The sequence below is a fragment of the Solibacillus sp. FSL W8-0474 genome (genome assembly GCF_038004065.1).
GTDB classification, from domain to species: Bacteria; Bacillota; Bacilli; order Bacillales_A; family Planococcaceae; genus Solibacillus; species Solibacillus faecavium.
Map to the genome: position 1 here is coordinate 3,494,957 of NZ_JBBOQJ010000001.1, position 12,515 is coordinate 3,507,471.

The following is a 12,515-nucleotide window of genomic DNA, read 5'->3' on the forward strand; positions in this document are numbered from 1 at the left end:
CTTTAGAAAGTTGAGGCGAAAAAGTTGCAAGGATTTCTAATATAATTTGATATCGTCTAATATATTTTTATCTGTTCTAATAAAGTTACGACTTTCTAATATATCCTTTCATTGTGCTAAAAAAGGTTTGCCTTGTTCTAAAATCATTTTTTGATATTCTAATACCACCCATACTTTTTCTAATATGTGAAATTGTTGTTCTAATAAAAATGCCCACAACAAAAAGCATGCCAGAAACTTCCTCCTAGCATGCCTAGTTTCTATACTCTTTCGATAATTAAAGCAATTCCTTGTCCGCCACCGATACAAAGACTGGCAACAGCATACTTCCCATTGCGTCGTTGCAGTTCGTATGCAGCGGATAAGATGATTCTTGTTCCACTTGCACCAACTGGGTGGCCGAGTGCAATTGCACCACCATTTACATTCGTTTTCTCACGGTCAAGTCCAAGTTCCTTTTCCACTGCGATATATTGGGCTGCAAATGCTTCATTAATTTCAACTAAATCTATGTCTTCAATTGTTAAATTCGCACGCTCCAATGCTTGACGAATTGCCGGAGCTGGGCCGATTCCCATAATCGTCGGGTCAACACCCGCTATTCCCCATGATACAATGCGGGCTAACGGTTTTAATCCTTGTTCATTTACAAAATCTTCACTTGCGACAACTAATGTTGCTGCCCCGTCATTAATACCGGAAGCGTTAGCAGCAGTTACGGACCCGTCCTTTTTGAATGCCGGGCGTAATTTAGCCAAGCTTTCCAACGTGCCGCCTTCTTTAATATGTTCATCCTGATCTATTAAAATCTCGCCTTTTCTCGTAGCTACAGCAACTGGCACGATCTCTTTTGCAAAAATGCCTTCTTTGCGTGCTTTTGCGGCACGTTCATTTGAAAGAAGTGCGAATGCATCTTGCTCCTCGCGAGAAATTGTATATTGTTCAGCAAGCTTTTCTGCCGTCATGCCCATCCCTGAACCAGTATACTGGTCAGTTAATGTTGCTTGAAGCATATCTGTAAACTCAAGGTTGCCTAGTTTCGAACCGCTAAAGCGTTGTTCAAAATTCGAATACGGTGATTGGGACATGTTTTCTGCTCCCCCTGCAAGTACTACATTCCCTTCACCTAGCTGAATCATCTGAGCCGCTGATACAACCGATTGCATACCCGAACCGCAAAGACGGTTTAATGTTAATGCCGGCACTTCCTTTGGGACACCTGCATAAAGACCGATATGACGGGCTAAATATGCCGAGTTGGCACCTGTTGTAATTACACCACCGTAAATGACATGATCGACTTGCTCAGGCTGTACGTTTGCCCGCTTTAACGCCTCCACTGCAGTTTTTGTACCAAGCTGTACTGCATCTGTTGTTGCAAATGAACCTCCGAATGCTGTAAATGCTGTACGTGCACCGTCTACGATATATACGTTTTTCATTATTCCATCCCCTTAGTCTATCTATTTTAATATTTGCTTTGCGATAATCCCTTTCATAATTTCCGTCGTACCAGCATAAATCGCCGCTACGGGAATATCTCGGTAACGTCTCGCAATTTCATATTCTTCCATATAGCCATATCCTCCATGTAACTGTAGGCAATCAGCTACGACGCGTTTAGCCATTTCACTAATCCACCACTTTGCCATGGATACTTCCTTCACAATATCTTTACCAGCAATATGTTTTTCGATTAAACTATCGACATATGTACGTCCAAGCTCAATTTCCGTCGCCATTTCCGCTAATTTAAATTGTGTGTTTTGGAAATCTGCAATACGACTCCCGAATGCTTTACGTTCTTTTACATAATCTACAGTTAGCTGTAAACAACATTCAGCTTCGATTTGAGTTTCAATAGCTACAATTAATCGTTCCTGCTGCAGTTTTTCCATTAAATAATAGAAGCCCCGGTTTTCTTCCCCTAATAAGTTTTCTACCGGTACATGTACGTCTTCAAAAATTAGCTCTCCCGTATCTGCACTGTGCATCCCGATTTTATCAAGTTTTTTTCCACGCTTGAAACCAGGTGTACCATTCTCTACAATAAGCAGACTAACCCCTTTATATGCCGGACTTGCCTGCGAATCTGTTTTACAAACGACAACAACATAATCTGCATGAATCCCATTTGTAATAAACGTTTTTTCACCATTTAAAATATAAAACTCGCCATCTTTTTTCGCTGTCGTTTGAATGCCTGCAAGATCAGAACCTGCACCCGGTTCCGTCATAGCAATAGCTGAAATGTACTCCCCTGTAACGCTTTTAGGAAGCCATTTTTCCTTTTGTGCTGTTGTCCCGTATGCCTCAATATAAGGTGTCACAATATCGGAATGAAGCGAAATCCCGCTTGCTAACCCTGCGCCAACACGCTCAAGTTCCTCCGTTAATATAGCAGAATAGCCAAAATCCAGTGCAAGCCCCCCATACTCTTCACTGATCATTGGACATAAAAAGCCATTCTCCCCAAGCTTCAGCCAAAACTCACGTGGAATATCCCGATCCTTTTCCCATTGTTCAAAATAAGGATACGCCTCTTTATCCAGCATTTTGCGTAAAGCTTTTCTAAACATCTCATGCTCTTCTGTATAAATGCCCATTTCCCCGCCCCCTTTGTTTTTTCTGAATATTAGTACACTTCAATTTTAACAGGCACAAAAAATGGAAACAATGGTTTTATAAGAAATATTATTGCACTATACAGAAATTCTAGTAAAAAACAAAAAGAGTTGCCAGAATTATTCATGACAACTCTCGATATTAACTATTGTTTAAAAGTAAAATAGCTTTCCTTGTATGGCCATTTACTTGTTCTAACGCATGTTTTACTCGTTCATAATTTTCATTTGTTTTTAGCATGACAATTGCCGGCTTAACAGCAAATTTTGTTTTTACAAGTACCTCTTCTGCTTCCTTATATTTGCAGTCCGTTGCATCGATGACAATTCTTTTAGCCCGCTCTATTAATTTATTATTGCTTGCATGTACATCGACCATTAAGTTTTCGTACACTTTGCCTAATTGAACCATCGATGCCGTACTGATCATATTTAAAATCATTTTATGTGATGTAGCTGCTTTTAATCGTGTTGACCCTGTTAATATTTCTGGCCCTACGACGACTTCAATCGCTTCTTCCGCATAGCGGCTTACTTCAGAATTAATATTGCTCGTCAAACTTACCGTGTAGGCACCAGCAGATTGCGCATACTTTAAAGCACCAATTACAAATGGTGTCGTACCACTTGCTGTAATACCTATAATAGAATCGAACTGCGTTACGTTTTTTTCCTTTAATCTGTGTCTTCCATCTTCCAAACTATCTTCAGCATTTTCAACTGCCTGAAAAAATGCATCCTTTCCGCCTGCCATTATCGTTTGTACTAGCTCCGGATCGGTCATAAAAGTAGGAGGACATTCAGATGCATCAAGCATTCCTAAACGACCACTAGTTCCCGCTCCGATATAAAAAAGGCGACCTCCATTATTTATGTTTTCAACCACTCTTTTAATTACTTTCTCTATGGTAGGTAAAACTTGTTCGACACTTTTCACAACCTGCATATCTTCTTTATTCATGATTTGAAGTAGGTTCGAGATAGGCATTACATCCAAATTCATTGTTTCATTATTTCGTTTTTCAGTCGTTAATTGATCGTAATTCATGTTATCTCACCTTCCAATAGACGCCATGTTTGTTGAATCGTTTGTTTAACTGGATCACTTACTTCAACTTTACTTTCATGTAATGCTAATAAGTAAGCTCCTACTGTCCCCGAAATTGTTGGCTTTAAAGCAATCAAATCCGGGAATCGCGATGAAAAACGTAAGGTAAACGCTTCATAAAATGTATTATTCGAAAATAATCCGCCGTGAAATACAACCGGCTTTGTCCGATCAATTCGTGAATAGGCACTTTCAATAAGTTCCAGTAAAGCTTCTTGTACGGCACTAACGATAAATTTTGATAACTCTTCTTCAAAAGCATCTAGCACAATCATGCTCACAGAAGAAATAGCTGTTATGGGATTCGAGCTGCCATAAATTTTTGTAATGAGCTGGTCAGGAGACAGTACATTAAAATGGGTCAATATCTTTTCTTGAAAAGGTTTCAAAGGCACTTTGTCATCATGCGCTTTTAATACGGAACGAATGGCAAGCTTCCCTAAATGATAGCCACTTCCTTCGTCACCCAATAAATAGCCCCAGCCACCAACACGAAAAGTTTTTTGCTGCTCATAACCGAATATAATAGCTCCGGTCCCGGCAATAAGTAAAGTACCTTCTCTGCCCCAAGTTCCCGCTGCTAAGGCGGCATGGATATCACTCTGGATTTTAAGCTTTTCCAGAACTGTTGATTGCTTAAAAGCATCATATATTTTCTGTTGTTCAGCTTGTCGATCTGCTCCTGCCATTGCAGCATATACCATTTCTACATCTGTAAATGCGGCCCCCGTCTTTATTAACAACTGATTGATTAATTCATTTATCAGTGTGTACAACTGCTCTGTTGAAATCGCTGTTAAATTGCCGGAACTTCCTTTGACAACTGCAAGTAAATGTCCACTTTCGTCACCAATTACAGCGGTTGTTTTCGTGCCGCCACCATCTATACCAATCCATAATTTTTCTGACATATGCTCACCTTATCTATTCATTTTCAAGTGCAACTAAGTTATGCACGATCCGTCGAAACCGTTGTATTTCACAACTACGTCCAAAATGAACGCGATTTGTTAACAAAATAATTGCTATTTGCTTCTCATCCGATATCCAAAGCGAAGTGCCCGTAAAACCTGTATGCCCAAAACCTTCTCTTAAATATTGGCCGGAAAATGAAGGTGAAGAATACAATTGCCACCCTAATCCACGCTGTTCTTCAAGCTTATTAGTGAAATTTTGCTTTGCTAATTGTTTGGTATGCTCGTGAAAAACTGAATGGGTACTTTCCATAAACGATTGAGCAAACTTTGCCAAGTCTTCTGCAGTTGAAAATAACCCAGCGTGCCCACTTACTCCGCCAAAATACAGTGCATTTTCATCATGCACTTCACCCCACTGATGTTTCTTTAAATAGGTACGATATTCAGTAGCAGCAATTTTCCCCTTTAACTGGACAGACGGATTAAATACGGTATTGTGCATACGAAGCGGCTGAAAAATATTTTTATCGGCATATTCTGCTAATGAAATTCCGGTAACCTGTTCTATTAGTTTTCCTAATAAAATATAGTTTACATCACTATAAATCACCTGTTGTTCAACTTTTTTCCGTCCTGTTTCCTGCGCTATCCGTTCAATGACATCAGCATAAGCTATCCCTTCTTTATAAAACTTAATTTCAGCCTGAAATCCACTAGTATGTGTTAATAAATGACGAATCTTAACTTCTTCATGCATCAATTTAAGCCCCGGAAAGTAGTAGCTAATGGAATCATCTAAATCAATAAAACCCTGCTCAAGCAATAATAAAATCGAGCTTGCCGTTGCTGTTACTTTTGTTAATGAAGCACAATCAAAAATCGTCTGTTCCGTCATTGAAATTTGGGGTTCCGTATGTGCCATACCAAATGCTTTACAGTAAAGGACATCTTTTGCATTTGCCATAGCCAATACCGCACCAGGCAGTTCTTTGTTATGGATTGCTGTTTCAATAAACTCTTCTACTCGTGAAAAAGACATGATTCCCCTCCTATTTGATTGCACCTTCTGTCATACCTTTTACGATATGGCGTTGGAAAATCGAATAGAAAATGATTACCGGAATAACAGCAATACATAGACCTGCAAATAACACACCCCATGCACTATCGTATTGCGCGTCTATTTTCAGTAAGTTCATCGCAACACCTAACGTATTTTTACTTTCTGTTTGCAGTAAAATTAACGCCATGAAAAATTCATTCCAATATGAAATGGCATTCAAGATTGTAACTGTCATGATTCCAGACTTTATAAGCGGTGTCACAATTTTAAATAGAATTCCATATGGACTCATACCATCAACGACTGCTGCTTCTTCCAGCTCTTTAGGAATATTTCCTATGAATCCAACGAGAATGAAGATCGTAAACGGAACATGTGAAATGGCATAAACAAGAGATAACGCCCACAAATTATCTAGTAAATTAAACTTCATTAATAAGAAAAATAGAGGGATCCAACCTAAAACGGATGGAATCATCATTGAAGCTAAATAAACATTAATCAGCACTTCACCAAATTTTGAACGAATACGTTCTAGCGCATAAGCCGTAGGGATGGATAAAATGAGTGTTAAAAACGAGCCAAGCACTGTTACAAAAAAACTGTTTAAAAATGCACGGCCAATATTATAGTCGTTCCATGCACGCTCAAAATTTGTAAAACTAAAATCAGTCGGTATTGACCAAGGTGACGTGAATATTTCTGCATTCGATTTAAACGCACCCATAAACATCCATATTAATGGGAATATCACAATAAACGCCCATAGGATTAACGGGATACGTACTAAAATTTGTGAAACTACTTTCATCTAAATTCCCCCGTTAATATTCGACTTTTTCTTTTTTCAAAATAAATTGAGACACGAGAACGGTAATGAGCGACACGACCAAGATTAGAACACCAATCGCTGCACCATAGCCAAATTGGAAATCTTCAAAAGCACGCTGGTATAAATATGAACCCATTACTTCTGAAGCGCTTCCCGGGCCACCACCTGTCATTACTTGCACAAGGACAAACGAACCGTTAAGAGATGTAATAATGATATAAAGGATGGATGTTTTTATTTGTGGCCAAACGAGTGGGACCGTAATATGCCAAAATTGTTGCCATTCGGATGCACCATCAATATCTGCCGCTTCATATAAACTTTTCGGCACATTTGAAATACCTCCCATAATAAGTAGCATAAATAATCCAATCCCTGCCCAAATTGCAGGAATAGCAATACTAGGAAGTACCCACGTTTTATCTCCTAACCAAGGGCGGGCCCATTCTGTCAATCCGACTTGATTTAATAAGCTGTTTACAATTCCCATGTTTGGATCATAAATAAACTGCCATAAAATCCCGATAACTACTACAGACATAATATTAGGAAAGAAAAATACAATCCGGTAAAATGGCGCTTCTTTTATTTTTAACTGTGTTAATGCCACCGCAAAAAATAGAGCAAGTGTCATGATCCCAATGACTTTTACAAATACGAAGAAAAAGTCATTTATTATCGCCTTTTTAATAATGGAGTCGTTCCATAGACGAATATAATTATCTAAGCCGATAAATGTTTTATTTGCACTTGTTCCGGACCAATCAAAAAATGAATAATACAAACCACCTAACATAGGATAAACAGTAAAAATTAAAAAGAGCAGAAAAGTCGGCAGTAAACAAAATGCTAAAAACAAATATTTGCTTTTGGAAGAAAAGGTCATTGTCGTTACTCCTTCCTCTATTGATTAAATAAGGTTGCTAAAAAGTTTTTAGCAACCTTATTTCCTGTAATTACTTATTTAAAATATGCATCGATCCTTATTTTCTTAGTTCCTCTGCTTTTTTAACCATCTTGTCAACGAATTCTTCTGCAGTAATATCTCCGAGTAAAATATCAATAATTAATAATTTAATTTCATTTGTAATTTCAACTGCAATTTTTTGCAGTTCAGCATCTGGTGTGTAACGTTTATACGTATGAACAGCACCTGGATTATTGATCATTTCATTAATATTTTTCAAGAAATCCTGAACATTTGTATTCGAAGACAAGTCAACGTCTTTCATGTTCATAATCGCACCCGTTGATTCAGCAAATGCCTGCGCATATTCTTCCGTAAAGATGAATTCTAAAAATGCCTTTGCAGCTTCCGGATTTTGCGATTTTTCAGCAATGGCAATTGTACGGATATCCGGTACAAGTGCTAATGGCTTACCAGGGTCATTCATCGGTGTTGGTGTGAAGCCAAATTCAAAACTGTCCGGCGTATCATTTTTCATTTCATTTGGCAACCAGAAACCTACTGGAATATAAGCATTTTTATGCATTAAGAAGTTCATTTGTGATTGCGTATGATTGTAAGCCGCAAAACCGCTATCGATTACGCCCGCTTTTGCAATTTTTTCAACCTTCTTCAAAACTTCAAGCGTTTCAGGTTTTTTCCAAGCCTCTATAACACCATTGTTTAGATCGTTTAATAACTCTTCACCGCCTGCTGCAGCAAAAGCAGGATTCAATACGCCACGGTGGAAGTATTGTGTATGCTGACCTGTCGTTACAAATGGTGCAATTTTTGTATCGGCTTTAATTTTTTCCATAGAGCTGATCCAGCTGTCAAAGTCCGTTGGTACTTCCCATCCGTTTTCTTCAAACCACTTCGTGTCATACCAAGTTCCCCAAGTATCGAATACTAATGGTAAACTATAGATTTTCCCGCCATCTACTTCTTCTGCCGGCGAGATAAAGCTATCTAATAGCGCTGTACCATTTTCAAGTTTAATACCTTTTGCAAATTCACTAATATCCATTAACTGACCTTCAGCGATCATTTGTGTTTCACTAGCTCCTGCACCATCGATGTATACAACATCAGGTGGTGTTTCCGAAATCCAGCGTGTGTTCATCTCTGTATTAATATTTGGACCTGCATGTTCAACAATTTCTAAATCCGGGTGCTGTTTTTGGAAATCCCCTATAACTTGCTTCCACCATCCATCACCATATCCTCCGACAAAATATTGAATTTCCAGTGTGCCTGACAAACCATCCCCTGTACTTTCTGTAGAAGTACTATCAGATGGAGTCGTAGATTGTTCAGTATTGCTGTTTCCTTCAGTGTCGCTGTTTGATTCCTCGTCATTCGAACACGCAACGAGCAATAACATTAAACTCATTAATGTTACTAAAAACCAAGTCTGCTTTCTCTTTTTGATAACAAACATACATTACACCCCTTCATTTTCATTATGTTAACTATATGAATATAGTCAGCACCAAATATTAACGAGAAAAACCTTTAATTACCTCGAGTGTGCGATTTAACGCAATAATCGAATTATCATAGTTTAGTGTGGCAATTCCTGTATATAAAATATCAATTAATGTCAGTTGGGCGATACGTGATGCGGTTGCCGAGCTACGTATATCCGCTTCATTAGAAACAACGTAAAGTGCATAATCTGCAAAGCTTTGTATTGTGTTCCGCTTGTTATGTGTCATTGTAATAATCGTTGCTTGATTCTCTTTTGCAACTGTTACGGCGTTAATAATTTCCTTCGTTTCACCTGAGTACGAGATTGCGAATATAACATCCTCGTTCGTTGCATGTGTTGCAGCAATAAGCTGCCCATGACTATCGAAAATCGTTTCACAGTTTTTATTTATCCGCTTCAGCTTATGCTCGAAATCTTGCGCAACAATCGCTGAAGCTCCAATTCCAATAAAAACAATCTTTCTTGCGTTATTTATTTGATGAATAATTTTTTCCAATTCCCTTTCACCATTAATCATTAGCGTTCTTTGGATTGCATCGATATTATGCATTTCAATCGTCTGTATCATTTGGAGTATCGATGACTCTTTTTCTAATTCAAAGTTGTGATTGCGTGAAATTTCCAAAGTAGGTGCTGTAGCAATACTTAGTTTTAAATCTTTGAATCCGGAAAAGTTTAATGCCCTGCACATTCTCACTATTGTTGCTTCACTTGTTTTAGCCTTTTCTGCCAGCACTGCAATCGGCATTCTAATAACATCATCTAAGTGACTTAAAATATATAAAGCTACATTTCTTTCAGCAGGTTTCAGCAATTCCATTCCCGAACGTATTCTTTCAATACTATTTTCCAAGTTTACGACCTACCCTCAAACAAAATGTTGTAAAACTTCTTCTATAATGTAAAATATATGAAATTTAACTTCATAATAAAACCTTTATGTCCTAGTCGTCAATATTTTATTTAAATTTTCTGAAAATAATAGGAAATAAATGTTTTATTTTATCGATAAATTGACTATTGCTATAATATTGTAGAAATTTAATTATACGGTGGTGATTCTTTATGAAATATGCAATTTTGAGCGACTTACATTCGCATTATAAAAATACAAAAAAGGTGTTAAAACACATTCACCAAGTAGCACCCAATGCAGAGATTATTGGCTTAGGTGATTTATTTGAGTGTAAAATCGGCAAGAAAAAGGCTAAAATGGTTCGTCATGCAAAGCTAAAGGATGCGGCGATTATAGATGATAAGTTTATGAGCTTGTTAACATTTCCTTCAATCATCGGTAACCAGGAAGAACGTATTGCACTTGTAACGGGGGATCAACGTTTTCTGCAATATAAAAATGCCCTTGAAATTGAACATGCAACGCTAATTCATGGACACCAAATAGAATGGGATAATACATTTAGTCCAACATTCCCCCATATTGAAACGCCGCTACTATTTTTTGGGCATAGTCATGAGGCTGCTATATACAACAATGGAAAGAGGCAACCCGTACCGTATAATATTCCATTATCAGTTAGACATAAGCGTTATCAGATTAATGTCGGTCCAGTAGTTGAAAATAAGGAATGGTGCTTATACGACAGTCAAGAGATGACTGTTACATTTATGCAGGCACAATAGAGCAACGTAAAATGCAAAGAAAACGGGTTGTTCAAATTTAACTTTGAACAACCCGTCGTAAATACATATTATGATCTTACATAAGGAGCTTTTGCTTCGATTAGAATTTGCTGTAAGTGATTTAGTTTCCCGATTACAATATTGGATGTTACCGTTAACTCCTCCAAAAGGATTTCAGCCGCTTGTTTGTCACCAACTGTGTATGCCTTTACTGCTTTTTTAGCAATATCATAAACTTTTAAGAAGGGTTCTTCCAATTCAAGGAAGACTTTTTCTTCACCTAACAGTTCTTTCCCTTTACCGTAATACCATTGACCTAAATTAGAATCACGTGGTGAATCTAATTTTAAGTTACTCATTTCTTCAAAACCTAATAATAAATTATAAATTTTCCAGCGCCATAATAAATGATCTGTAATGGCGATTTCAATAATGTCTTCTTGGGCAAGAATAAGGTTTTTAGAAATGGTCTCCGAACGATATTCATCAATCATTTTACTTAAAGTGTAAATTGCAGCCCCTGTATCAAAAGCAATTTTTTTACTTTGAACGGTACTTTCCGTAATGTTACGGTTGCGATCGGCAATTTCTGAGGCAGATTTTGCTTGATGGCGTGTTGTAGAGGAAATTTCCTCAAAACGTAGCCCTTGTGTTTGCAAAGTTGAGTTTAACTCCGATAACGTTTTCGTAATGTGAATAACATCCGATACACCGACGTGTAATTCATCTGTGGAGCGTTTCGTTAATTCATCAATATTGGCCGTAATATGTAATAACGCTTTAATATCAGTATCAATCGATTGAACAGAACGTTTTGTATCATCTGCTAATTTACGTACTTCCTCTGCTACTACAGCAAATCCTTTTCCTGCTTCTCCTGCACGTGCGGCTTCAATAGAGGCATTAAGTGCCAATAGATTTGTCTGATCAGCGATGCCTTGAATGAGGGACATAACTTTTGAAACACTATTTACGCGATCAACTAAATCAGCAACATTTTGACGAACTGCCTGTTGCCCTTCGTCTGTATTTTGCAAAATCGCAGATACTTGTTGTAAAGCTGCTAAATCACTATTCAATTCCGTCAAAGATGCCTGCGTATGGATAGAAATATCCCCTACAGAAGCTGCAATTTCTTCTATACTGGCATCCAACTCCAACATCAAATCACTCACCAATTTCACATCATTGTGCTGCACGTCCTGAAATTGAATGAGCTCTTTTATTTGGTCAAGCTGTGTATTATAAGTAATAATTTCACCTAAACCATTTACAACTGAACCGCCTTGAATTTCGATATAAGTTTCAACTATGATTTGTATGTCCAATGTTACGAGACTATCGTATGCCAACAATGTATCGAGCATTTTTTGATAATCCCGTCCACATTGTTTGGCAATTAAGGGGATGATCAACTGGTTAATTAATGTATAGGCTGAAATCATCCAGTTTGGTAGAACTCCGATTCTTGCGTGTACATAAGCGATTTGTCGACGTTTAAATACGTACTCCAGATCTAGTTCGTCCTGAAACAGACTAGAAAAATGGCGATCAAAAGTAACCTTTAACCGTTCAACACTCGAATTCTCCAAAATTATTTTAGAAAACTCGGGTATTGCCAGTAACCTATTATAAAAATTATCCAAAATTTCATCGCGATTTTCATTATAGATTTTTTTTAATAGCGTTACTGAATTACGGCGTACATGACTTAGTGCCAGAAAGTCCAATTTCTCTTTCAGTCGTTCATTTGCTCTAATATCTGAATCGGATTGTTGACTAAAATAAATATAATTATCAATTTTACTTCTACCAAACATAGTATAATCCCCTCGCTTACGACCTATTTTTTTGTTAAATCCGTAAATTTAATACTATAATTATACTATATC

The 12,515-nt window shown here is 37.5% G+C and carries 11 protein-coding genes; 1 reads left to right on the forward strand and 10 read right to left on the reverse strand.

Features of this window, described 5'->3' with window-relative positions; all coding sequences use genetic code 11:
* Nucleotides 1-260: 260 nt before the first annotated feature.
* From NYE67_RS17790 to NYE67_RS17830, 9 genes are all read right to left on the reverse strand, one after another.
* Complete coding sequence (locus NYE67_RS17790) at nt 261-1,442, reverse strand: acetyl-CoA C-acetyltransferase (RefSeq protein WP_340730725.1); 1,182 nt, start codon at nt 1,440-1,442, stop codon at nt 261-263.
* Nucleotides 1,443-1,463: 21 nt separating this feature from the next.
* Nucleotides 1,464-2,606: an acyl-CoA dehydrogenase family protein gene (locus NYE67_RS17795; protein WP_340730726.1), complete on the reverse strand. Its 1,143-nt coding sequence runs from the start codon at nt 2,604-2,606 to the stop codon at nt 1,464-1,466.
* A gap of 160 nt (nt 2,607-2,766) precedes the next feature.
* Complete coding sequence (gene murQ, locus NYE67_RS17800) at nt 2,767-3,672, reverse strand: N-acetylmuramic acid 6-phosphate etherase (protein ID WP_340726217.1); 906 nt, start codon at nt 3,670-3,672, stop codon at nt 2,767-2,769.
* Nucleotides 3,669-4,643 (reverse strand): N-acetylglucosamine kinase, encoded by a 975-nt coding sequence (locus tag NYE67_RS17805; RefSeq protein ID WP_340726218.1) that lies wholly within the window; start codon nt 4,641-4,643, stop codon nt 3,669-3,671. The genes murQ and NYE67_RS17805 overlap by 4 nt, the downstream gene beginning before the upstream one ends.
* A gap of 13 nt (nt 4,644-4,656) precedes the next feature.
* Nucleotides 4,657-5,688, reverse strand: coding sequence for a serine hydrolase domain-containing protein (locus NYE67_RS17810; RefSeq protein WP_340730727.1), 1,032 nt, complete (start codon nt 5,686-5,688; stop codon nt 4,657-4,659).
* Between the two features lie 10 nt (nt 5,689-5,698).
* Nucleotides 5,699-6,523 carry a carbohydrate ABC transporter permease gene (locus NYE67_RS17815; protein WP_340726220.1) on the reverse strand — a complete coding sequence of 275 codons (825 nt, stop codon included), beginning with the start codon at nt 6,521-6,523 and terminating at the stop codon, nt 5,699-5,701.
* 13 nt (nt 6,524-6,536) lie between these two features.
* Nucleotides 6,537-7,430 (reverse strand): carbohydrate ABC transporter permease, encoded by an 894-nt coding sequence (locus NYE67_RS17820; protein ID WP_340726221.1) that lies wholly within the window; start codon nt 7,428-7,430, stop codon nt 6,537-6,539.
* A 97-nt stretch (nt 7,431-7,527) separates the two neighbouring features.
* Complete coding sequence (locus NYE67_RS17825; protein WP_340726222.1) at nt 7,528-8,931, reverse strand: extracellular solute-binding protein; 1,404 nt, start codon at nt 8,929-8,931, stop codon at nt 7,528-7,530.
* A gap of 58 nt (nt 8,932-8,989) precedes the next feature.
* On the reverse strand, nt 8,990-9,835 hold the full coding sequence (locus NYE67_RS17830; protein ID WP_340726223.1) for a MurR/RpiR family transcriptional regulator: 846 nt from the start codon (nt 9,833-9,835) through the stop codon (nt 8,990-8,992).
* 212 nt (nt 9,836-10,047) lie between these two features.
* Here NYE67_RS17830 and NYE67_RS17835 point away from each other — a divergent pair, with 212 nt between their 5' ends.
* Nucleotides 10,048-10,623 carry a metallophosphoesterase family protein gene (locus NYE67_RS17835; RefSeq protein ID WP_340726224.1) on the forward strand — a complete coding sequence of 192 codons (576 nt, stop codon included), beginning with the start codon at nt 10,048-10,050 and terminating at the stop codon, nt 10,621-10,623.
* A gap of 68 nt (nt 10,624-10,691) precedes the next feature.
* Here NYE67_RS17835 and NYE67_RS17840 read toward each other — a convergent pair whose 3' ends face one another.
* On the reverse strand, nt 10,692-12,443 hold the full coding sequence (locus NYE67_RS17840) for a methyl-accepting chemotaxis protein (protein ID WP_340730728.1): 1,752 nt from the start codon (nt 12,441-12,443) through the stop codon (nt 10,692-10,694).
* Nucleotides 12,444-12,515 lie beyond the last annotated feature (72 nt).